The organism is Psychrobacillus sp. FSL K6-4046, assembly GCF_038624605.1.
Taxonomy (GTDB): domain Bacteria; phylum Bacillota; class Bacilli; order Bacillales_A; family Planococcaceae; genus Psychrobacillus.
In genome coordinates this window covers 349,298-373,643 of sequence record NZ_CP152020.1, presented here as the reverse complement: position 1 = coordinate 373,643, position 24,346 = coordinate 349,298, and the positions used below count along the sequence as shown (strand labels likewise).

At 37.4% G+C, this 24,346-nt stretch carries 18 protein-coding genes; 14 read left to right on the top strand and 4 right to left on the bottom strand.

The genetic code is table 11. From position 1 onward, the window contains the following. Position 1: 1 nt before the first annotated feature. A complete protein-coding gene (locus MKY09_RS01900; protein ID WP_342567432.1) occupies positions 2–3,838 on the bottom strand; it encodes an AAA domain-containing protein in 3,837 nt (1,278 codons plus the stop codon). An 804-nt stretch (positions 3,839–4,642) separates the two neighbouring features. Here MKY09_RS01900 and MKY09_RS01895 point away from each other — a divergent pair. Both MKY09_RS01895 and MKY09_RS01890 read left to right on the top strand, forming a co-directional pair. Next, the gene (locus MKY09_RS01895) at positions 4,643–5,035 is read left to right on the top strand and encodes a DUF485 domain-containing protein (RefSeq protein ID WP_169360182.1); all 393 of its coding nucleotides are present in this window, start codon (positions 4,643–4,645) and stop codon (positions 5,033–5,035) included. Between the two features lie 5 nt (positions 5,036–5,040). After that, on the top strand, positions 5,041–6,564 hold the full coding sequence (locus tag MKY09_RS01890; RefSeq protein ID WP_342568200.1) for a sodium/solute symporter: 1,524 nt from the start codon (positions 5,041–5,043) through the stop codon (positions 6,562–6,564). A gap of 34 nt (positions 6,565–6,598) precedes the next feature. Here MKY09_RS01890 and MKY09_RS01885 read toward each other — a convergent pair whose 3' ends face one another. Further along, positions 6,599–7,147 (bottom strand): YhcN/YlaJ family sporulation lipoprotein, encoded by a 549-nt coding sequence (locus tag MKY09_RS01885; protein ID WP_251556375.1) that lies wholly within the window; start codon positions 7,145–7,147, stop codon positions 6,599–6,601. 175 nt (positions 7,148–7,322) lie between these two features. Between MKY09_RS01885 and MKY09_RS01880 the strand changes: the two genes are divergently transcribed. The 12 genes from MKY09_RS01880 (at position 7,323) to ugpC (ending at position 20,046) form a co-directional block, all read left to right on the top strand. Beyond that, a complete protein-coding gene (locus MKY09_RS01880) occupies positions 7,323–8,492 on the top strand; it encodes a M20 family metallopeptidase (protein WP_251556373.1) in 1,170 nt (389 codons plus the stop codon). Between the two features lie 254 nt (positions 8,493–8,746). Beyond that, positions 8,747–9,358 (top strand): TerD family protein, encoded by a 612-nt coding sequence (locus MKY09_RS01875; RefSeq protein ID WP_169360185.1) that lies wholly within the window; start codon positions 8,747–8,749, stop codon positions 9,356–9,358. A gap of 16 nt (positions 9,359–9,374) precedes the next feature. Further along, positions 9,375–9,950 (top strand): TerD family protein, encoded by a 576-nt coding sequence (locus MKY09_RS01870; protein WP_169360186.1) that lies wholly within the window; start codon positions 9,375–9,377, stop codon positions 9,948–9,950. Positions 9,951–10,093: 143 nt separating this feature from the next. After that, complete coding sequence (locus tag MKY09_RS01865) at positions 10,094–11,158, top strand: HpcH/HpaI aldolase/citrate lyase family protein (protein WP_342567431.1); 1,065 nt, start codon at positions 10,094–10,096, stop codon at positions 11,156–11,158. Further along, on the top strand, positions 11,109–12,476 hold the full coding sequence (locus MKY09_RS01860; protein ID WP_342567430.1) for a phosphoribosyltransferase family protein: 1,368 nt from the start codon (positions 11,109–11,111) through the stop codon (positions 12,474–12,476). The genes MKY09_RS01865 and MKY09_RS01860 overlap by 50 nt, the downstream gene beginning before the upstream one ends. Continuing rightward, positions 12,469–13,578 (top strand): cysteine protease StiP domain-containing protein, encoded by a 1,110-nt coding sequence (locus MKY09_RS01855; protein WP_251556370.1) that lies wholly within the window; start codon positions 12,469–12,471, stop codon positions 13,576–13,578. The genes MKY09_RS01860 and MKY09_RS01855 overlap by 8 nt, the downstream gene beginning before the upstream one ends. Then, positions 13,575–14,390, top strand: coding sequence for an HAD hydrolase family protein (locus tag MKY09_RS01850; RefSeq protein WP_169360189.1), 816 nt, complete (start codon positions 13,575–13,577; stop codon positions 14,388–14,390). The genes MKY09_RS01855 and MKY09_RS01850 overlap by 4 nt, the downstream gene beginning before the upstream one ends. Before the next feature lie 15 nt (positions 14,391–14,405). Then, positions 14,406–16,019, top strand: a complete 1,614-nt coding sequence (locus MKY09_RS01845) for a YceG family protein (protein WP_251556367.1) — start codon at positions 14,406–14,408, stop codon at positions 16,017–16,019. A gap of 39 nt (positions 16,020–16,058) precedes the next feature. Then, entirely contained in the window at positions 16,059–17,114 is a 1,056-nt protein-coding gene (locus MKY09_RS01840) for a toxic anion resistance protein (protein ID WP_342568199.1), read from the top strand. A 41-nt stretch (positions 17,115–17,155) separates the two neighbouring features. Further along, positions 17,156–17,734, top strand: coding sequence for a TerD family protein (locus MKY09_RS01835; RefSeq protein ID WP_169360191.1), 579 nt, complete (start codon positions 17,156–17,158; stop codon positions 17,732–17,734). A 209-nt stretch (positions 17,735–17,943) separates the two neighbouring features. After that, the gene (locus MKY09_RS01830; RefSeq protein WP_298467746.1) at positions 17,944–18,840 is read left to right on the top strand and encodes a helix-turn-helix domain-containing protein; all 897 of its coding nucleotides are present in this window, start codon (positions 17,944–17,946) and stop codon (positions 18,838–18,840) included. 108 nt (positions 18,841–18,948) lie between these two features. Beyond that, positions 18,949–20,046 (top strand): sn-glycerol-3-phosphate ABC transporter ATP-binding protein UgpC, encoded by a 1,098-nt coding sequence (gene ugpC, locus MKY09_RS01825; RefSeq protein WP_169360193.1) that lies wholly within the window; start codon positions 18,949–18,951, stop codon positions 20,044–20,046. A 127-nt stretch (positions 20,047–20,173) separates the two neighbouring features. Here the strand turns inward: ugpC and MKY09_RS01820 are convergent, their stop codons facing one another. Together MKY09_RS01820 and MKY09_RS01815 are read right to left on the bottom strand one after the other, a co-directional pair. Next, positions 20,174–23,254 (bottom strand): carbohydrate binding domain-containing protein, encoded by a 3,081-nt coding sequence (locus tag MKY09_RS01820; RefSeq protein WP_342567429.1) that lies wholly within the window; start codon positions 23,252–23,254, stop codon positions 20,174–20,176. A 127-nt stretch (positions 23,255–23,381) separates the two neighbouring features. Continuing rightward, the gene (locus tag MKY09_RS01815) at positions 23,382–24,341 is read right to left on the bottom strand and encodes a GNAT family N-acetyltransferase (RefSeq protein ID WP_342567428.1); all 960 of its coding nucleotides are present in this window, start codon (positions 24,339–24,341) and stop codon (positions 23,382–23,384) included. Positions 24,342–24,346 lie beyond the last annotated feature (5 nt).

The following is a 24,346-nucleotide window of genomic DNA, read 5'->3' as shown; positions in this document are numbered from 1 at the left end:
TTTAAACTCCTATGCGACTCCCTTGTCCAATCACTTCTGGATTACGAAAGCCTTCCTTCTGTTTTACTATTGTTTTTAAACGACCATACATTTCTCTGGAGCTTTTTTGCTTAGCTCGTTTCGTAAACATTTCCACACTGCCTACTATGACTAGCAGCTCTCTAGCACGAGATAATGCTACATTCAGTCGACGATAATCATTAGCAAATCCAATGTCTCCACTCTTGTCCTGGTTGTTACGTACCATGCTCAAAAGGATGACGTCCATTTCCATTCCTTGAAACTTGTCTACCGTTCCAGTTCTAAAATGCAAATGCTTTAAGTTCATTTCCTGTTGAATGAGTCGATCAATTCTTTTTACTTGTTCACCATAGAAGCTAATAACTCCAATGCTTTTCTTTTCATGTTGCTCCATTCTTCCCTCTTGCTTAGCTTTCTCTGTAGCTTTGTCCAAGTCAATGAGAATCTTTCTAATTGAATCGAGCTCAGCTTGATTGAATCTACTCTTACCGTCCTTCATACGTTCTTCAAAGTATCGTTTTTCATTAGGCATATCAACCCATAGAAGATGGTCGGTTCTTTTGACAATCTCAGAATCTAATAAATGGTCCCTCATCGCATCAGAATCGGTTAGGCCACATTGTAACCTGTAGTTCTCTTCCTCATAAAACGGCGTAATAGTTTCCATAATACTCTCATGCATTCGATATTGAATCGCTAGCATTGTTTTATTGCTCTTAGGTAAATTTTTGAAGAGACGTTCGAAAAGAGACTCTTTGAGCAACTTTTTCAACTCTTCTTTTTCTTCGAAGCTATCGCTTTCTTCAAGAATAGCCTGAAGCGTTTCATCTAACGTATCCTCTCCAACTAATGGAGGAAGCTGATGATGATCACCTACTAGAATAATCTTCTTTCCTTTTAACATCGGCAACAAGAGTTCTGGTGGTGTAGCTTTGGATACCTCGTCAATGATGACAACATCGAAGGTTGGATAATTCTCCATAAATTCTTTTCTAGCAGATGCAACACAAGTAGTCCCAATCACATTCGCATGACGCACATATAGCTTTCTTATCTCATCTAAGTCATGATCGTTAGCTTCCTGTAAAAGAGAAAACCATTCCGTTTGAAGAGCTTGAGTTATAGGTAGGCGCTCTAATTCAATGTGTATCTGCGCACTTTCTTGTTCTAATGCTGTGTAGCTCTCTTCCAATTTCTTTAACGCATTTTCTGGATTTTGGAGTATGATTTCATCTAAAATCCTTAAGCGCTTTTCCTGGTCTAGACCTTCTGCATTTACCATCTTAGCTTCTTGTTCATTTTTTTGTAGAATATCTTCTTTCTCCTGAAGTTGAGTTTTAAGCTTCTCTAATTCAGCCTTTTTGTGGCCTAACTTCGCACTGTAAACAGATACTTTCTCCATTGTTTCATCCAGAGCAGCTCTCTTTTTTTGTTTATCTAATAAGCTGGTTTCAAGAGTCTCTTGTGTTGGAAGGCCTTCAAAGTCACCAGATTCAGCGGAAATGTCCTTAATTTGTTTCTCTAAATTGGTAAGTTGGTGTTTCTGATTTGTCCCAACAATTAATAACTCTCTTGTTTGGTTATTAATAGCTTTGAACCCGTTTTCCAATTCAGTGGCTACTTGGGCCTTGATAGCCTGATACTTGGTAATGGAATTGCTCTTAGACAGTTGAATGCTTGCTTGTTGCTTTAAAACAAATTTCTCTCTTACATAAAGACCCTCTAGCAGAATAGCTAATTTCTCAGTAGTCAGCTCTTCTTCATCTGAAGTCATAATATGCTTTAATCTGTTCATAAATTGGTGAATTTCTTTAACCGTGTAGTTGGAATCAAAAACGACACCACTTCTGCCCATATTGCTTTTGACTGACTCTACAGGGTACTTATGTTTTTTTAGTAGTTTTTCTATAAATGCTATGGCCGAGCTCAATCGAGCATTTAACTCCTGCCAATCACTTGAGGACTTTATGCTTTCAATTAACAAATCCAACTCTTCCATCTGGCGGTTAACAAGAAATGATGGAACAATCCCACATAGCTTTAGACGCTCCTTCAGTTCATCCACCTTACGGATTGTTTGGATTTCTTTTTTAAGAGCTTCTAATGCCCCTAATTTTTTTTGAAGTTTTTGATGTTGTTCTCTCGTGTTTTCTATTTCTTGTTGAGCTTTTTGTAAAGAACGTACTGATTTTTGATACAATATCTGATCTTGGATACTATCCAATTTCTTCGTTAGCTGCTCCGTTTGTTCTGTTAATTGATCTATTGAAGGATTAGCTTCCAGGAACTGCTCCATAGCCTTTATATCCTGAGCTAGTTGTTGAACTGCAGGACCAATACTTTGAATAGTGAGTTCAATTTCCTCACGTTCCTTTTTTAATGAAACTAAGGATTTTTTTAATGCTCTTATTTGTTGACTACGTTCATCATACTCGGTCTGTGCTATGACTTTCTTTTCAATAGCTTCTATTAAACGTTGCTTTTCTTCATCAAGACTCTTTGTCTCTAGGACAATATTATTCAATCTGTCTTTTAGTAGGTTTTCTTGAGAAGCATGATGCTCTATTACATCGGAAAGTGTTGCAAGCGTCTGTTCCTTCCAATACTGCCCCACATTTTCTTCTATAAATCTTTTCCCTTCTTCTTCTATGCTCTCCGTTCTACCAAACCGTAATATACGAATTTCTTTGTTAGATAGTAACCTACTAAGGGCATTATCTACCGCTAAGTTTGACTGAGAGGCTACAAGGGTGCGAAGTCCAGCTTTAGCATTCTGCTGACATATTTCGGAAATAACAGTTGTTTTACCCGTGCCTGGGGGACCCTGAATAACATATAAGTCTTCTGCAGACATAGCACCAACGACTGCCTCCTGTTGAAATTCATTAAGCCTATTATGGAATTCCAGTTCCTTTTGTTTATTCGTAATTCTAATTGTAGGACGATCTTCAAATAGAATTTTTTCTAGGTTGGCATTTGCTGCTAAGCCATTCTGAAGATCCTCAAAACCTTTTCGTAGTCGACGTATTTGACTAAGGGTTGCAAAATTACTAAAAACCACTTCCTTAGCTTTAGGGTTCAAACTATTTTTCCTTGCCATTTCCCTAATCCTTGGTCTTAGCTCTATTTCAATCGTGTTTTTATTCCTATTTGCTTTTAATACATCCCCAATGTCATTTTGGTAACCCTTGAAGCTAATGCTAAGCCCTCTTATTTTATTCCATTCGTTACCGTTAACTTCACAGCCTACTAATGACATCCTACTAAAATCTTCGTTAAATATAAGTTTAGAAAAGCTTGCAGTTATATCTGCAATATCCGCATTTCGTTCCTGTATTTTTAAATAACCTTCCCAGCTTGATATCCGCTTCTTCACGTACTCAGAGCGTTCCTCTGCTACAGGTAACTCTCGTATCTTTGTATGTAACTGTATCGGTAACCCAGCACCGTTATTTTTTGATGTAACGAATGATAGGTTAACTGGTAGCCTTCTATTTGTCTGCACCGGCACTCGAGAACCCCGTACATGAAATCCGGTTGCAAGAAACCCATTGTTCTGTAGTACACAGTCCATTATTGCTACCTTGCCATCCAGTTTTTCAGTAAGCTGCAAGTTCTCTATGTTGTCAAAGTATAAGGAAAGCGAGATATTTCCTTGTGCATTAACCGGACGTTTCTCAATGTAAACTTGAAACGATTTTTGTATATTAAAAAAGTCGTGTTCATCAGCTGACCACTCCTGTATTCCTTTGCGAGCATTATTAGTCATCATTAAATTGCAGCGCATTGTTTTTTCTAGAGTTGAAACATTACTCATGAACAGACCTCCTTTTAGATTTTTTAGTCCAACTTTTATATGTTAGCATTTTTTAAGGATTTCTTAAATTATCAATTACTATTTTGATTTGGTTAAATTTAGAAATCGTAATTTTTTTAGGCTATGTTAAAGGGTAGGATTGATTTATGATGCAAAGAAATCTTAGATTCAGAGAGTAGAATTGATTTTTCGCACCAGCCGGACGCTTTCCTCGGGGTGAGCGATAAGCCATCACCCATCGCTTGCGCGCGTGGTTGTGATGTCTTATCTGTCTCACTCATCCCGTAGGAGTCGCCGTCTGGCGCTCCAATCAATAAATGGGAACAGCTTTCATGCATCTATAGGTACTTATAAATTTACTCGCATAAACAAAGCCGAAAAACTGTACCCAATCCCAATTTCATAATCTATTTATAATCTTAATAGTCATTTGAATGTCCCTTTTATAATGTTTACAGTCAATATAAAAAAGAATTGTTAGTCAAAATCAACCAATAACTTTAACAAAGTTTTTTTTAATACACTTTACTTACTTTATCCGTCCTAGTCATCCCAACACCCTACAACAATATTCCATAAATTAAAGACCCTCACGCCCATTATAGTGCATCGTTCATCTCGCTACACACGTCGACAAGCAAAATATTTTTGAAAAGGTATAGTTGTATTATATTAATATAATTTTCTAAATAATTACAATATTATAATTTTTTGTTTGTAATTTTTATTATTTTTCCCTATTATTAAAATACAGTTTTCTAACTTAATATTCAGAAAGCTAGTAAAGTTGAAGGAGGAAGGAAAATGCCAAAGAAAGCTGGAAGTGTATTAAACCCTGCTAGTCCTCAAAAAACCTCTAAAAAAGTGAAAAAAAGCGGAAAGGAACCACCACTTTACAACTATGAGGCTATTGCACACAGCCCTGAATTTGTTGCCTTAAAAAAGAAGAAAAGAAATTTTATCGTTCCAATAACGATTTTCTTTCTGCTATTTTATATTTCTTTACCAATTTTAACGTCTTATACAACTATATTAAACAAGCCAGCAATTGGAGATATAACTTGGGTTTGGGTTTTTGCTCTTGCTCAATTCATCATGACTTGGACCTTATGTATGATCTATGTTCGTAAAGCAGAGGGGTTTGATAAGGATGCGGAAGAAATAATCGAAAAGGAAAAGGCAGGTGATTATGTATGAATGGCATGAGTACAGTCGGTCTTATATTTTTTGTAGGAATCGTAGCATTAACTCTATTTGTCACATACATTGCGTCCAAACGAACTAACTCTGCTAGTGAATTTTACACTGCCGGTGGAGGTTTGTCTGGCTGGCAAAATGGGATAGCCATCGCAGGAGATTACCTTTCTGCTGCATCATTCCTCGGAATTGCCGGAGCTATCGCACTTTTTGGTTTTGATGGTTTTTTCTATAGTATAGGTTACTTAGTAGCATATTTAGTTGTACTTTACATCGTAGCAGAGCCTCTAAGAAATTTGGGGAAATATACGCTAGCCGATATGATTAATGCACGCTTTAACCAAAAGAAAGTACGTGGAGCTGCCGCGATTAGCACTATTACAATCGTTTTGTTCTATATGATTGCACAGCTTGTGGGTGCAGGTGCACTAATACAACTATTACTAGGCATTGATTACTGGATTGCTGTACTAATCGTAGGAACAATGATGACCATCTATGTTCTTTGGGGTGGAATGGCTGCAACGAGCTGGGTACAGATCATTAAGGCTGTATTGTTAATGATTGGGACAGTCCTTATCTCGTTTTTAGTATTATGGAAATTCAACTTTAATATCCTTGGTATGTTCACTGAGATGAAAACGGTTACAGAGCAAGGAGAAAACTTCTTAAATCCTGGAGTAAAGTATACGAATGGCTTGGACACAATTTCTATGATGATCGCCTTAGTATTAGGTACAGCAGGCTTACCTCATATTCTTATGCGATTCTTCACAGTAAAAGATGCTAAAACTGCCCGCTCTTCTGTGGTGTATGCAACATGGATTGTAGGTATCTTCTATGTTCTTACTATTTTCCTAGGTTTCGGAGCTGCTTACTTTGTAGGAGCTAGCGACATTATGTCTGCAAACTCAGCAGGAAACATGGCAGCACCATTACTAGCGCAGGCACTAGGAGGGGATATCCTCATGTCTTTCGTATCTGCTGTTGCCTTCGCCACTATATTAGCAGTAGTAGCAGGACTAGTGCTATCAGGTGCATCTGCATTTGCCCATGATATTTATGGACAAATCATAAAGAAAGGAAAAGCAACTGAAAAACAGCAAATGAGAGCGGCTCGTTTTGCTTCTGTTGGGGTTTCACTTCTATCTATTGTTTTAGCCTTAGGAGCACAAACGATGAATGTTGCGTTCTTGGTTTCACTAGCATTCTGTATCGCTGCAAGTGCTAATTTACCGGTGATCATCTACACCATCTATTGGAAAAGGTTCAATACCACTGGAGCTATGACAGCAATTGTCACCGGGCTAGTTACTGCTCTAGTATTAGTTTCCTTAAGTCCAAACCTTTGGGGAACAGATGGCACTCATTTATTTAATGGTACAGCTCTTTTCCCATTAACTAACCCTGCGATTTTTTCAGTACCTGCTGGGTTCTTGGGTGGCTATATAGGCACATTAATAGGAGCAAGAGCAGATCAGAAGAAATATGCAGAGGTCGATGTCAAAGCAAATATCGGGTTAAAATAAGAAAAAGGCGAAGAGAATTACCTCTTCGCCTTTTTTATTTAGCTGTATCAGGAAATACACGTTGTACTGTATCTGTAAACTCATCAAAGAATCCTTCAACCGGCTCCCCTGCTTTAATCTTTGTTCCGTACTCTTCCATACGGCCAACAAAATCAGGATCCAAAGATACATACACGTTCTCAAAATTTAAATTACCTTTACCTTCTTTAGCTTTTTCAGATATACGAGTTTTTAACTCATCGTTATCTTCTGTTCCTTCTTTCGCTTTAACAGCAACATATGCATTTGTATCCGTCACTAACACATGAGCAACATCTACTTCATCCAATTCTGCAATTTTTGCAGCCACGTCATCTGCTACATCAACCTTTTGATCTCCGTTTGTAGAAACGTCTTTTCCTTCTTCTTCACCAATTTCTCCATCGTTCCCAGTATCAACTGTTGCATTAGGATCCATATTCCCATCTTGAGTTGTATCCGTTGTCGTATCTGTTGTTTTATCATCCTTAGCATCATCATTTCCACATGCTGTTAAGAACCCTATTATAAGAATAGCGATTAATATCTTCATCTTTTTTATCATTTTATTTTCTCCTTTTCAATAAATTATTACAGTCGTATGATGTGAGTTCTGTAAGAAAATATGCACCAAAATAAAAAATAGATTATTTAAATAATTTAAAATAGACTTTCTATTATCTGTTATAATTTTTAGAAGTAATTGTTAATTAAAAATATATAAAAGAGGTGTTTTTAAGATGACTAATGATTTATTTCGAAGATTAGAAGAAGGTTTTAATGACATGGTAACAATTAGAAGGTATTTACATATGCATCCTGAGGTATCCTTTCAAGAGACTAACACTGCCAAATATATTCAAAACTTTTACTTACAACTTGGTATACCTTTTGACGCCAATGTGGGCGGAAATGGTGTTGTCGCAAGAGTTAAAGGGGCACGCCCTGGGAAAACGGTTGCTTTGCGTGCAGACTTTGATGCACTACCCATTCAAGATGAGAAGGAAGTTCCGTATAAATCTACAGTACCTGGTGTAATGCACGCCTGTGGACATGATGGACATACTGCTACACTGCTCATTCTTGCCCGTACTATACATGAGTTAAAAGATGAACTGAGCGGAGAATACGTATTTATACATCAGCATGCGGAGGAATATGCACCAGGTGGCGCAAAACCAATGATAGAAGCTGGCTGCTTACATGACGTAGATGTAATTTTTGGTACCCATTTATGGTCTCAAACTCCCCTTCACACAATTGCCTATCGCTCCGGCCCAATTATGGCTGCAGCAGATCGTTTTATCATCAAAATTCAAGGGCGCGGTGGTCATGGCGCTAATCCTCATGACACAAAAGATGCCATTTTGGCTGCTTCACAACTAGTAGTTAATTTGCAGCAAATTGTCTCAAGAAGAGTCAATCCGGTAGAGTCGGCTGTTCTTTCTGTCGGTTCATTTGTTGCCGACAATGCATTTAACATTATCGCTGATTCGGTTAAATTGAGCGGAACCATTAGAACATTTACTCCTGCTGTAAGAGATTTAATGGAGAATGAGTTACGACGCGTGTTAGACGGAACTTGTCTGACTGCAGACTGTACCTATACACTCACATATGAAAGAGGATACCCTCCAGTCATTAACCATAAAGAAGAAACAGAATATCTTGCTGAAATAGCAAGACAAATCCCAGATGTCAAAGAGGTACAGGAATCGGAGCTTTTAATGATTGGTGAGGATTATGGCTATTATCTCGAACAAATTCCAGGGACGTTTTTCTTCACCGGAGCTATGCCTGATGGAGATGTCTACCCACATCATAGCCCGATGTTTGATTTTGATGAAAAGGCCATGCTAACAGCAGCTAAAACGTTAGGGCATGCCGCTATTCTCTATCAAAAGAAATAAAGCTCGGATGAAGCAACAAGTGACTCACACTTAACTTCTGCGTGGCTCTGCTGAAAACTTCAGGAGAAAGCAGATACCGAATTTAAATTGTCACAGTCTTTGTTCTGATATCGGCTTATATATTTCCAATTTCCCATGTAAACCGTTAAAATATATTAGTATGAATAACGATAAAAATTTTATTACTTAATGAAACTATTTAAGCGGTAGTTACGTAAAATTAATTAAATAAAGAAATTTGGGGAGGTTTATCAATGGCTATTAATCTTGTAAAAGGACAAAAAATTGATCTTACTAAAGGTAGGTCTTCTTTAAAAAGTGTCATGGTTGGACTTGGATGGGATCCAGTAAGTCAAAAAAGCGGTGGGTTTTTAGGTAGTCTTTTTGGCGGTGGTTCTAGTGGCGCTGCTATAGACTGTGACGCTTCAGTTCTACTTTTAAACGAAAATGGAAAGTTATCTTCCAAACAACAATTAATATATTTTGGAAACAAAACTTCTAACAATGGCAGCGTGGTACATATGGGTGACAACCGTACCGGAGATGGTGACGGAGACGATGAGGTAATTAACGTAAACCTTAAATCAGTTGCAAGTTCTGTTCATAGACTTTTATTTGTCGTTAATATTTACCAAGCAAAACAACGAAAACAAGATTTTGGCTTGATAAAAAATGCATTTATTCGTTTAGTGGACAACGATACAAGACAAGAATTAGTACATTATAATCTTTCTGATAATTATTCTGGGAAAACTTCACTTTTCCTTGGGGAACTATATCGCGATGGTGAAGAGTGGAAATTCTCGGCTATTGGAGAAGGTACAGCAGACACTGATATTTCATCTATAGCAAACAAATACTTATAAGGAGTGGGATATAAACATGGCTATTAATTTATCTAAAGGACAAAAGGTAGACTTAACTAAAGGTAATCCAGGGTTAACAAACATTATTGTAGGTCTAGGCTGGGATACAAACAAATATGACGGCAGAAACGACTTCGACCTTGACTCTTCCGTTTTCTTATTAAATAGCAGTGGAAAATGTGCATCTGAGGCTGATTTTATTTTTTATAACAATACTTCAGGTAGTAATGGAGCAGTTGTTCATACAGGAGATAATCGCACAGGCGAAGGCGATGGCGATGATGAGCAAGTTAATATAAACCTTGCAAACGTTACAAGTTCTATTGAAAAAATTGCTTTTAGCATTACTATTCACGATGCAGAAGCTAGAGGTCAAAACTTTGGTCAAGTAAATAATTCATACGTACGAATTATCAATGCAGACACTCAGGAAGAACTAATTCGCTACGATTTAGGAGAAGATTTCTCAATTGAAACAGCAGTAGTTGTAGGTGAATTGTATCGCCACAATAACGAGTGGAAATTTAATGCAATTGGTAGCGGCTACCAAGGTGGATTAGGAGCTTTAGTTTCTGACTTTGGCTTAAACTAGTTAAATCTTTTCTAAAGCAAGGGTTTTCTCCTTGCTTTTTTTTTACAAAGAGTATATTTAATAGAACTTGGGTGACCTATAGCCCCTTCTTCTTTCAAGGAGTGATTACCATCAGACATTTTAAGGGTTTAAGTGAAAATGAAGTGAATAATTTTTTTCATCTACCTCCTAAAGAATTTTCAAAAACGACAGACAAGCTAAAATTGGGGATTGCTATGGGTGCCACTTTATATATTCCTGGCCTAATGAGTAATTTTTCTTCAAAATTAATCAAGAGATCTTTTGAAAATCTTACTAGTGTAATTATGTGTTTAGAGGATTCTATTTCAGATAACGCGCTAACAGAAGCCGAAAACAATGTAGTAGAACAACTGCACACCTTAGCTGAAGCGATCAGCGCAAATGCTACCCTACAGTATGATTTGCCCCTCCTATTTATAAGAATTCGAAGCGTAGACCAGTTACAGAGAATTGCTAGTCAGTTAGGAAATGATTTAGACCTTATCACGGGTATAGTCTTCCCTAAATGTAATTCTACTAATGCTAATGATTTCTTTTCATGCTTGGATTCCTTAAACCAAGCAAGATCCGTTACGCTATATGGTTTGCCTATTATTGAATCAAAAGAGATTATTTTTAAAGAGTCTCGACAAGAGGAGCTCCAAAAGCTTTATAAGATTTTCTTGAATTACGAACGTCTCATATTAACCATTAGAGTTGGGGCAACAGACTTCTCTAGCCTTTTTAGCCTTAGACGGCCATATAATAGAACTGTTTACGAGCTACAATTAATTGGAGATTGTTTAACAGAAATTCTAAACACGTTTAGACGCTATGAGGATAACTTTATAATTTCAGGTCCTGTATTTGAATACTTTGATGATAAAAGTAAGGACATCTTATGGGAAGAAGTTCAACTAGACCTTTTGAATGGATTTTACGGTAAAACGTGCATTCATCCAAGCCAAGTAGATATCGTTAATGCTGTCTATCCTGTTTCTAAGGAGACGTTTGACGACGCTAGCATGATCGTTGGAAACAGATATGGAAATAATGGAATTTTAAGTAGCCCTTCAAAAAATAAAATGAATGAGGTTAAACCTCATTATAGTTGGGCTTTAAAAATACTGGCGCAAGCAGAAATATATGGGGTGCTAAATGAAAATGTTACCACACACGACTTTATCGGCTACATCAAGAACATATAATTTACATGGAAATTTAAAGCTAACCATTGATGTTCAAAATAATCCATACAACCTTAATCCAGATAAGCTTTTTGAAATGGGAGTAAGAATAAATAAAAAAAGACAATTTCTCTTTATTAGTCGCCTGCTCGGGAAACACCTACCAGTAGACCCTTCTCTTTCACTAGGAACTGGGACTGTTCTTGCTTCTATGTTAATGGAAAATGAAGGTTTACCTGCTCATCCACAGTTAATGGAAATTATTCAAATGATTGATTCCGGCCAGTCAGACCGCACGCTTAGCCTTAGCTCTTTAAAATATAAGGTTAAATTACCGACTAATACTGTCTTTATAGGCTTCGCAGAAACTGCCACCGGTTTAGGTCATGCTGTTTTTAATCATTTCGATGAGGCTCAGTATATTCATACTACGCGTGAAGAAATCATCAATCTCTCCCCTTCTTTTGTTTTTGAAGAAGAGCATTCTCATGCTACCTCTCACCGAGTATATGCTTCAGAGAACGTGTTAAAGGAAGCGGAAACGATTGTACTTATCGATGATGAAATAACCTCTGGTCTCACACTTTCCAATTTAATTATATCCTTAAACGAAAAGTTCCCAAAAAAGCAGTTTAAAATATTGTCTATTCTGGATTGGAGAAGTGTAGAAAATATAAACAACTTTACTGACTTAATGAAACAAAATGGGATTCATGCCGAAATAATTCCCATTCTTTCTGGTCAATTCACTCTACACAATACAGCTACCATCAAAGAGGAAGTCATACCTTATCTAAAAGGGGGTGAAGAAGTTCATGTGTCTTTAGAAGATGACATCCCCTCTCAGTGCACCACTCCCTATTTTAGCGAACATGCAATTTATAGCACTCTCACTGGTAGATTTGGCCTGACGAGTGAAAGCCATGCAGCAATGGACGACTGGATACATAAATTACTTGAGAAGCTGAAATTAGATAGGGATAAACCAACGCTTGTAATAGGCATAGGAGAAAACATATATATTCCAAGCCGTATTGCTCTCGCACTAGGTAAACATACCAAGATCCAAACAACGACTAGAAGCCCAATCTTTGCAAAAAAAGAAGAACACTATCCAATTAAAAGTAAGTGTAAATTTATTTTGCCTGATTCAAATGGTGTTGAACAATACTTATATAACGTTGCAGAACATGAATTTGAACAAATCTTAGTAGTAGCAGAGTCTGTAAAAAATAAAGAAACCTGGTCTCCTTTACTAAGCTATTTGCACAGCAAAGGATCGGTCACATGGTTATCCCTTACATCGCCAGCTAACAGAGGGGGATTAGAGGATGCTTAAGACTGATCACTTAGTTAAAACTAGTTACTCACCAGAAGACATTACCTTCTTACTAAAGGATATGTCCAAAATTCAAATTGAATCGAACATAGATAATCGAGAAAAGGCATTTTCTTTAGGGCATCATTACTCTGAGTCCTTACCTATAGAATATCGACCCTCTCCAGAGTATCTACGTTTATACAATCAGGCTATGAACCAGCTTTCTAGCTATATAGCTCAATTAGTAGGCATTGTCACTAGACGCGTCCACAAATATGCAGGAACGGATCAAGTCGTCATCATTTCCTTGGCACGCGCAGGAAGCCCAGTAGGAATTTTAATGAGAAGATATGCTCGTACTTTTTTAGGCTTAGACTGGCCACATTTTAGCGTATCCATCTTAAGAGGAAAAGGGATTGACGAAAATGCTATAAAAACAGTGCGTGATTTATACCCGAACCATCATTTACAATTTGTAGATGGTTGGACAGGAAAAGGTGCCATTCAAAAAGAGTTGACCAAATCCGTTCAACAATTGAATGAACAAGGTCTTCACTTAAACGATGACCTTGCAGTCCTTTCCGATCCTGGTGGATGTGCAACGTTATATAGCACAAGAGAAGATATTCTAATACCTAATGCCTTTTTAAATTCTACAGTATCTGGCTTAATCAGTAGAACTATTCTAAATAACGCCTATCAGTCACCAGAGGATTTTCATGGGGCCAAGTATTACGCGGAGCTTGAGGATGAGGATGTGTCCAACTCTTTTGTCGATCAAATAACTGCTCATTTTTCTGCTGAAGAGGAAAATACCCTAAAGCAGTTCAATGAATTCCCTATTAAGAACGAAAGAACCTGGTCAGGCATGCAGGTAGCTCAAGAAATCGCACACAAATATTACAAAAACTCTGACCTCACCAAAGTAAAGCCTAGTATTGGGGAAACGACTAGAACGTTATTAAGAAGGAAACCTCATAAAATTCTCTTAAGAGATGAAAATGAGGAAGCTGTTAAGCATATTTTAAGCTTATGCCAAGAAAAAAATATACCTATTGAAATAATCCCTGACCTTTATTACCGTGCTATTGGGCTTATAGAATCGGAGGAATTAATATGACTATTCTATTTGCGAGTGATTTAGATCGAACACTCATATATAGTAAAAAATCTAGAGGTCTCGAAGTAAGTGAACAAGATCTAGCCATAGTAGAGTGGCGTGAGAACAATCCGACAGCATTCATGACCAAGGAAGGACTAGAAATTTTTAAAGAACTCTCCTCTTCCATTGAATTTTTGCCGGTCACAACTAGAACTAGTAAACAATATGAACGTTTGTTTAGATTGTATAATCCTCAGGAGAAGCCAACATACTCCATTGTTTCCAATGGAGCTGTAATATTAGAAAATGGTAAACCTATTCCGGAATGGTCTGATAAAATAGAGGTACAGCTTGAGAACGACTGTACCTCTGTCTCTCACGTACTATCACAGATTGAACCTTATATTCAAAGAGGCTCCGTCTTAAAATCCTTACAGGCAGAGAACTGGTTTGTGTATATGATTATAGATGAGGAGAGATTTACAGTTGAGGACTTGGAAGACCTATCCCAACTCTTTTACAAGCAAGGCTTTACCTTGTCTAAACAAGGAAGAAAGTTGTACGTAATGCCTAATTGTATTAACAAATCTCTCGCTCTTGAGTTTGTAGCTGATCGAGTAGAGGCAGAAACAGTAATTGCAGCAGGTGATTCATTATTAGACTTAGATATGGTTTTGAGTGCTGATTACGGTTTCATCCCTCAGCATGGAGAAGTTATATTAAATAATTCGCACCTCCCATCTCACGTCCAAGTAACCGATCAAACTGGTGTATTGGCAGGTGAGGAAATAATAAAAAAAGTTCATAATATTTGTTATAATATGTATTAACAGGAGGTAAAACCCATGGTGAAGTTAAATCCAATAAGGATGCAGTCGTGGGATTCATCTAACATTGGGAAATGGCTAAAAAACTCTTTAGAAGACCCTAGCATAGTGACAGTCGATCAAGATAGCCTGACATATCCCCAGTTATTATGCCAATTTATTGGTGTTTCTATGGATGAAGATGAGTATTTTACTATTTTGCATACACAATTAAATGATTCTGATGGTAAGCTGATTAATCTTACTAATTCTCTTAATAAAAATATTGCACCTGATAAACTACGTGCTATTAATCAGCTTTTTGAAATACATCGCCAGGAAAAAGGACTGTCTCCGAATCGAATGGTTGCCTTTTTGGAAGGTCATTTTTTACTCCCAAAACTCAATGATACCGATTTAAATAGACGTATAAGGATTGTTTTAATCGATTTATTAAAACAGCTCCAATCTAACTATGTTGAAGGGACACAGCACCATGAGTATCGACGGATAACGATTGATATGATTAAATGGATATTCAATCATGTCGAGCCTGTTTTAGAAAAATTAGACTTTCAAACTGGTCTGCCCGGCTTCCTCTGGTACGGTGATGCTACTCCTAGTGAGAGATGGTTTCTAAAGTTTTTAGGAGCTTATGGATTTCATATCGTCATATTTAATCCCTGCGATGAATCCTGGCCAATGCAAATGCTTGGAATAGATGAGGAACATTCCTTTAAATTTCCCAAAATAGCAAGCAAGCCAAGTGAATTTCCAAATGAGATGCCTAAAATTGCTGGTACAGTTGCTTTTAGAGCTACTCAAGAAATAAATGAACTCTTGCATCACGATGATTCAGGTCTTTATAAGCCTTTTCAATTTAAATCATATTCCATAAATTCCTTAAGGTTAAAAACCACCGAGGATGAAGCATTCTTAATAGCTAAAGAACGTGCTATGATTCGGCCTCACTTTCAAGTAAGCAGTCAGCAAGTAACTATTCCCGTCGTTTTTGCTAAATACATGGGAATAGACCGCAATCGAAAGCGTTTTTGGAACAACGTGCATTCCTTAACCTCTCGAGAGGATACCCATGTGATTCGTCAATTCCCATTTACTAAGGAACAAAAGGCAAATCCAGTTTTTCATTATCGAAATGCTTTAAACTCTGACGGAATGTTAGATCCTGAGATTATGAAATCTTCTAATTGGTGGTCTTATGGTAAGCTACCTTCAGGTACACAAACAGCGATAGGTGAAGCCATTGCTAAGCATGTGCGTGATCCCATTCTTATTCCTCAGGGAAACGAAACACATGAGGAATTACAATTATATGCATTCTCTCAATCCATGTTTATACCTGATTTTGTTATACGTCTGTTTCAAACGTTTGATTACCCTCAATTTGTTCCAACTATCTTCCTTTATAACGAAGAAAAGGGACCCGAGTTGAGTAGAGCAGATGCAAACGCTCTATGCATCATGCATCATCTTGGTTTAGATATTATATTGGTAAATCCGCAAGGACATTTGGATATAGAAAAATGGGTTCAAGAAGGAATGTTTGATCTGCACTGGATGGATGATAGATCCTTCAATGAGCCTTTTAAAGAAGAGAATGTAGTAAGTAAGATTTTTAAAAAATTTAGATGATATAGGGGTTGAAGTAGTTTGGAACTAGAAAAATTAGAAATGGACCAAAAGGAACAGCTTTTAGAGGAAAGCAATGAACTCAAAACACAATTGAAGAGAGATCCTCAGGTTTTACAATTGGTTGCGAAAATTGATCCTAAGAACCAAGTAGAGTTGTTAGAGTTTGGTCGCGAGCCAGCAAACGAAATCTCTGCTTTTACAGGAAGAATTTTAAACACAATAAAATCTAGTAGTATGGAAGAATCCAGCGAGCTTTTAAAACAGCTTGGTAAAATTATGGATAAGTTCGATAAAAAAGATTTTGTAGAAAAGCCATCTCTATTGAGCAAGGTGTTCAAAAAGGGTGAGAAGCTAATTGAAAAGCTCTTCAATAAGTATCAAACAATGGGGAAAGAAATAGACAAAGTCTTCATTGAAATTACGAAATATGAAAAAGAGATGAAAGCTTCTACTCAAACGTTAGAAGAACTCTACGATAAAAACTTCACTTATTTCATGGAGCTAGAGAAATATATTGTTGCAGGTGAATTAAAGCTTAACCAGTTACGCCAGCAGCTCCCTGCCCTACAGGAAAAAGCAGAGAGAGGCGATCAGCTTGTTTTAATGGATTTAAATTCCCTTCAAAATGCCGTTGAGCTACTAGATCAAAGAATTTATGACTTAGAAATGGCTAAACAAGTTGCCTATCAGTCTGCCCCTCAAATCCGAATGCTGCAACGAGGTAATACCAAGCTTATAGGGAAGATTAACTCTGCATTTGTGACTACCATTCCTATATTTAAAACTGGTCTAATCAATGCTATTTCTGCCAAACGACAAAACTTGGTTGCCCAATCGATGAGTGAATTAGACCGTCGAACAAACGAAATGCTGTTAAGAAATGCGAATGACATTTCTAGGCAAAGTGTAGATATCGCCAGAATGTCAGGTCAGCCTAGTATTAAAATTGAAACGATTGAGCAAACGTGGGAAACGATTATGCGTGGGATGAACGAAACAAAGGCGATTGAAGATGAAAACCGTAAAATGAGAGAACAAGGTCGTCTTCGATTAGAAGAGCTTCAAAAGAAATATGAAGATGGTCAAAGAAAATAAAACACTTACTCAGTACTCACTAATTTAAAGGAGGAATTGAAATGTCAGTTATTAACCTATCTAAAGGACAAAAGATTGATCTTACAAAAACGAATCCTGGATTAACAAAAATTATGGTTGGATTAGGTTGGGATACAAATCGCTATAGTGGTGGTCATGACTTTGATTTAGACGCCTCTGCTTTCTTAGTTGATTCAAATGGAAAGGCACTAAGCGATAAAAGTTTCATCTTCTATAACAATCTTCAAAGTGAGGATGGCTCAGTTGTTCATACTGGAGATAATCGCACAGGTGATGGCGATGGTGACGATGAGCAATTGTTAGTGAACCTTCAACAAGTCCCTAGCGGTGTGCATAGAGTAGTTTTTACCGTTACTATTCATGATGCAGAGGCTAGGAATCAGAACTTTGGTCAGGTTTCTAATGCCTTTATCCGGATTGTAAATGACGAGACGCATGAAGAAATAGTTCGATACGATTTGGGAGAGGACTTTTCCATTGAAACGGCACTTGTTGTTGGTGAGATATACAGACACGGAAATGAGTGGAAGTTTAACGCAATTGGGAGCGGTTTCCAAGGTGGCTTAGCCTCTTTAATAACGGAATTTGGTCTTAGCTAAGCAATTTAATAAGTGCATGACAAGCTTACAAGAAAGATTGAACTTTATATCTCAAGCCCGCACAGTAAAGGAAATCTCTCGAGTTCATATGAAACTTGGGAGATTTCTATTTTGAGCAATTAATTTCCTGATATATATGTTTAGATGTCTACTTTGCATACTAATCTACCACAGTTCCAGAAAGAGATTCATGAGAAAGGAGTTCAACTATGCTGAAAGATTTATCTTCCCTCTTTCCTTCCTATCACAAATTTTCAGAATACCCAAACAACACAGATAAGGACGTTCATACTTTTCATGATCCTTCTAGTAATCAGTGGATACAAATAAAGAAGAATGAAGTATCCTCTCGGGACTTTTCGCTACTCTCTTCTTTCTACACAGTAGTAGATTTAACATTGCCTTCTGATTACTCACTTTCTGAAAGGTGGAATCGTTTTCTTCAAGGCTCTGGTGAGCTACCTATTGAGGCAGGCAAGAAAATTCGTATTATACAGCTTGTGATAAAGAGTAATAGCTTTCAAAATACAGACTTGGCCAAGGCCGTTCAATTATTTTTCGAGGATGCTGTGCAACTTGTTTTCGTAGCCCCCAACAATGCCTTACTGATTGAACAAAAGTCTACATATACTCAGTCTCCAGAGGACCTGGCTTCCTTTATCTCAGCTTTAGAAAGTGATTTTTTTATAAAAGCCCAGCTCTTTATCGGGAAGTTCTATCCTGTAGATGAACAAACACCTTCACGTTATGCTTTAGAAAGAGAATGGTTTTCTAATGGAATAGGCAACTATTTTCCTGGACGAATTTATACACTCGAAAGCATATTTCCGACCATCCTAACCAATGAAATGTCGGAAAGCTTGAGACAAATCATTCACCACGAAGTGTTAATTCCAATTGAATTTGACACGGAGCTACTGCAAACCGTCCGTGCATTTTTCGAAAATGGCTTCAACGCCTCTATCACTTCAAAAAAATTACATATTCACCGGAATACACTTCATTATAGATTGTCAAAATTTCAGGAAATCACAGGTATATCAGTCCGTGACTTTGGCGGAGCACTCATTGTTTATTGTGCTAGCTTGCTCGTAAACTATGAATAACAACATGCACAATATATTTCTAAAAACCTTGTGCATATCATCTATATAAGCCATTAATCTCTATTGTTAAACTTAATGTATGGAAAAAACAATTTGGGGGGATTTACAATGGAAAAAATGGTTCTCGAAAATATTTATAAGATATATGATGATACTTCTACTGCAGTTTCAGACTTTAACTTACACGTACAAGACAAAGAATTTATCGTTTTAGTTGGGCCATCTGGTTGCGGTAAATCGACAACACTTCGTATGATTGCAGGCCTAGAGGAAATTTCTAAAGGTGAGCTTCGTATCGAGGGTAAGCTTATGAATAATGTGGCTCCTAAAGATCGCGACATCGCAATGGTGTTCCAAAACTACGCACTTTATCCGCATATGTCTGTCTATGATAATATGGCTTTCGGGTTAAAACTAAGAAAATTCCCTAAAGCTGATATTGACAAGCGAGTGAAGAATGCAGCTGAAATTCTAGGTCTTGAGCCACTTCTAAATAGAAAACCAAAAGCTTTGTCTGGCGGTCAGCGTCAGCGTGTGGCATTAGGACGTGCAATCGTCCGTGATGCTAAGCTGTTCTTAATGGATGAGCCATTATCTAATCTAGATGCCAAATTACGTGTACAAATGCGTGCTGAAATTATTAAGCTTCACCACCGACTTAAAACAACTACTGTATACGTTACCCATGACCAAACAGAGGCAATGACAATGGCTTCACGTTTAGTAGTTATGAAGGACGGCCTTATTCAACAGGTCGGTACACCGAAAGACGTGTATGAAAACCCAGAAAATGTTTTCGTTGGAGGCTTTATTGGATCACCTGCCATGAACTTCTTCCAAGGGCAAGTAAAAGACGGTTACTTTGTAGCCGGCGAGAATAAGATTAAATTATCTCCAGAAAAGGCTTCTCTTCTAAATGGGCAAGGCTACAACGGTAAAGATATTATTTTCGGAATCCGTCCAGAGCATATTTCTGCCGACCCAGAGGATCTGACTAGAACACCAGAATCCGTAGTGAACGCACATGTAGATGTATGTGAATTAACAGGTGCTGAGTTCATGGTGTACTCCACTCTAGGAGAACAGCAATACGTTGCTCGAATTAATGCAGATTCTCTTTTAGAAACAGGGCAAAACATACAGCTTACATTTGATATGTCTAAGGCTCACTTCTTTGACAAGGAAACAGAAAGCCGCATACGATAATATAAATTTGCCCACAGCCCATTAAAGGGTTGTGGGCTTTTATAATGCTATGCTGTAGAAAATATCAGTAAAAAAAGTGCTATGTTTAGCACTTTTTTCACCCACCTATGAATATGTTTTCCAGATTTTATTCCTTAATGATAAACTCTTCCGATAACGGGACCATATTCTCCTTTATCTTCTTCCCTTCCCACGCAGTTACTTTTAATTGATACCCCTTAATGTTTTTAGGCATCTTAAGCTTTGTCGACATTTTCATCGTCTTACCTTTTGGGATTGTTCTTGAGCTTTGATCTTGATCAACTACTTTTCCATTCTCATCAAGTAACTCCATTAATACTAAAATATCTTGATTTTTATTTTTAGTATTTATAACCTCTATGGCAGCTGTAATCTTTTTCTCCTTCGTAAGCTTTTGTATTTCCTTTCCTTTTTCATCTTGGAATTTCACATTCACTTCCATTGCATATTCCGGAATCTCTGCTTGTTGCTCCCATTGAATACTATATGTTTTCTTTGACTTACCATCTGGAGCAGTGACTGAAATAATAGTTACTTGTCCTTCGTCTTTTATATCTATATTCGCTTCTGTCTGATTTGCTATAGCTTGTAAGCTCGATCTTTCTTGTTCCGGTAAACTATATTGGCTTTTCCCTGGTGAAAAATTAGAAATAGTCTTTCCGCCAATTAAAATAGATTTTAGTGTAGCGTCTGTTTCAGGTACTGCAATCATTTGTAGCTTGTTGCCTTGTGCGTAATAAATGCTTCCGTTCATCCCTACCGTCATATTATTCATAAAGCGATCTACGATAACTTTATGTGACAAGGTTTCTGGATCAATAGCAACTAACTTTCGAGAAAGTGTCGTATAAAGCATTCCATCTGGTGCCCATTCTAGTCGGTAAGGTAGCCACTTACTGCTATTATATAAGCTTGGATGAATGGTTTTACTCTTAACCACTTCCTTCGTTTCTGGATCCATCGCAAATATTGTCCCATCAACTATGCCCCATAGGTTACCATCAGGTCCAAATGAGATCTCACCAATCATTCTTGGAGTTTCATCTATTCCAGGAATAGCAGGGGTAAATTCTTCTATTTTTTTGGAAGTAGCTACATCCCATACAAATATCTTAGCCTCTTTTGCTTTTGGGTCCAAGCCTAGTCCGCCCCAAATGGATGTGCTGCCATATAGCTTTCCGTCCTTATAGGCTAATCCAATAATACTTTGATCTTCTACTACATTTCTATATTGTGACCATTTACCGGTGTCTTCATCGAATATGGCTAGAACTCCACCTAATACCCCGTAATCTGGTACCGTACCAACGAATAGCTTATTATCTCCCGATGTAAGTGTAAAAGGTCTATCTTGATGATCAGTAATATCATATTCTAGCTTAGGGTTACTATTTAAATCTATCTCCTTGTTCGGATCATAGCTATAAATCATCGCTCCTACATATGTTCCATAATATACTTTGTCATTTAGAAAACCGATGCCTTCTGGTTGGGCAAAGGAAGGTATATTCACTTCCCTTTCATTCGTAAATGGGTTATATATACTTAGTCCACGCTGATAGCCACCCATATATAATTTTCCATCTTGTCCAGCTTCTAGCGCCTGAATCTCTACGGATTGTGAGGCAATATTCATGTCAATAAACGTTATTTCATTTTTTATTGGCTCATATAATATATATTCACCATACTGTGTAATCATCGCAAGAACTGTCTCTCCATTGCTTAATGTTATCCATTCCATATCTTTAACTCGTACTGTGTCTGGTAATAAAGGAATACCTTCAATCTCTTTTGTTTCATTTTCACTAAAATCGTACTGATACAATTTCTTTTCAAACTTAAAGTAAATTAAATTGTTATTGTGTGGAGAAGGGTCTGAAATCATATTGCTATAACTAAATTGATTAATCACTTCATGCGTCTCTCTATCAAGAACTAGCATAGTTACTGAACCAGCGGAAACAAACAGCTTATCATTTACGATAAAAATATTTTCGATCATGCCATCTGTACCTGTTTGGCCTTCAATTATTATTTCTTCTTTTTCTCCTGTAGATCTATCAATCTTGATCAAATGCTTTTTAGTACCTACTCCGACGTAAATAGAGTCATCACTTACTCCAATTCCTCTCGCATATTGCTGACCTTCCTTTGCAGTACCAAAGTTACGGAAAGCACCGCTTTCTATGTCATATTCGAATACAGCTGCATGAGGATAAGTGGACCCATAAATCTTCCCATCAGCGGTACCTTCTAAATCCCACACCCAGTTATCAGATGGATTGACCCCTAATTCTTCTACTTTCTTCTCCTCTGGTAAATATCGATAAAGCTTACCATCACCTGTTCCTGCAAAATACACATTTTGATCGGAACCAATTGTGATTGCCCATAAAGCCTCTGTTCCTTCTATTACTTTAGAAAATTTAAGCTCTCCTGTTTCAGCATTTAAAACAGAAAATGTTCCCGGAAGGCCATTAGAATGATAATATACTTCATTTTCTCCTAGGCTATTTTTTTGAATAACTGCTGCTTGTCCTAACTGCACGTTAACCATTTCACCTAAATCGACTGGAGAAGCATATTCTCTTTCTAATGGAATGTCTTCTACTGCTTGCTCCCAAGTAACATCATCAAAGTAAGCCTCTGTTAAGCTAATTACGCCAGAGTAGAAGGCTAGCCTTGCATATGCTGCATTCGCAGGAACCTCAGTAAAGACTTTTAGTTCTGTCCAATTGTCTTTAGGTAAGTTTCCAAATAACTCTGTTTTGACATTGTTAGTGAGCTTTCTATTGTCTTTGTCGTAATAGTGCACCTCATACACAATATTATGAGTTTGCTTTACCACATTTGTCATGACCTTTGCAGTATAGGATTTACCAGGAGTGACCGATACTCTGTCACTAAATATCCTACTACCTGCTTTGTCCGATTCGTCTTTAAAGTGTAGGCTATGACTCCCCTCGTGAGAAATAGTGTTGGTAATAACTGCTGGAGTACTACTGTTATTTTCCATCGACCATCCTGGTATAGTAGAAGGGTCATTATTTACCTCTTCAAATCCAGGGTTTCGTATCTCACTTGAAGCTTCCTCCGCATGAGATATGGATAATGGCGTAAAGTTTCCTAACGCCACGCTTGTACAAAGAACCGTAATCATTACAATTTTAAAGAATTCTCTCATTTATTTTTCCTCCTATTTATATAGTTATTAGTACTAGTCTTAAGAATAGTTTTTGCTATGATTAGTGAGGGTTGTCGACTTTGAATGAGTCTAAAATCGAGTACTTCTTTCTTCTGTAAACGCTATTTCAATTTGTACCTGCTAAATCCTTTAAATAAATCCCATATCCTTTCCAAATATCAAAATCTAGTTTTTTATAGAAGTCTACTAATATCGTCCAATCGATAATAATAGTTTCGACTTTTCTTTCCTGTAATAGAACCATTGCCGCCTCTACAATTCCTAATCCATATCCTTGCTTTTGTTCGCTCGAATCTACTCCGAGGGGTCCAATCCCTCCAACCTTAGTTGTAAAGGAAGGACTCCAATAAACATTCTGCGCAATTGTTGGGGATTCTTCATCATTGATTCGACAAAAGCCAATGATCCGTCCATTCTTTTTGAGTACTACAAACTCTCTTCCACTTCCATTCGATTCAAAATATTTAATCGCCTCGTATTCCCATCTGCCAGGAAAAGACTTGTTTAAAAAGGTAAGTAACTCTTCCTTTTCATCCGGTTGTAAGATTGAATAAGACACTGTCTTGTCTTCGGGCATGGAATAGTTCTTACTTAGATGATTAATCAAGTCATATGTGTCGATTCTTTTCACATAGCCCTTCTTTTCAACCCACTGTTGTGTCTCCCCAAATTGTAGAGGCACTCCGGAGAAATAATGAAAAGGATCTCCGCCTAACTGAACCTCCTCTATACCATGATCTTTTAAAGTTTCTTCGGCCTTATTAAGTAACTTTGTCCCTAACCCTTTATTCCGGTAATTTGTGTCAACCAAGATTACCTGAACCCACCCCCTTTTAGAATCCATTTTTATATCTACGTTCTCCTGCCATTTTTTAGCTACAATAAACCCTATTATGTTATTTTGGTCGTCTACCGCCATGGCACAACCATCTTCTAGGACATTCTTGTCTTCCAAACTATTTTGGTTAAAAAGTTCTTGACGCATTGGATATTCTTCTCCCAATTCTTTGTTCCAGAGCTCAACCACTTCCGCTAGTCTACTAACATCCCAAGGTATGGTTTTCATTTCAC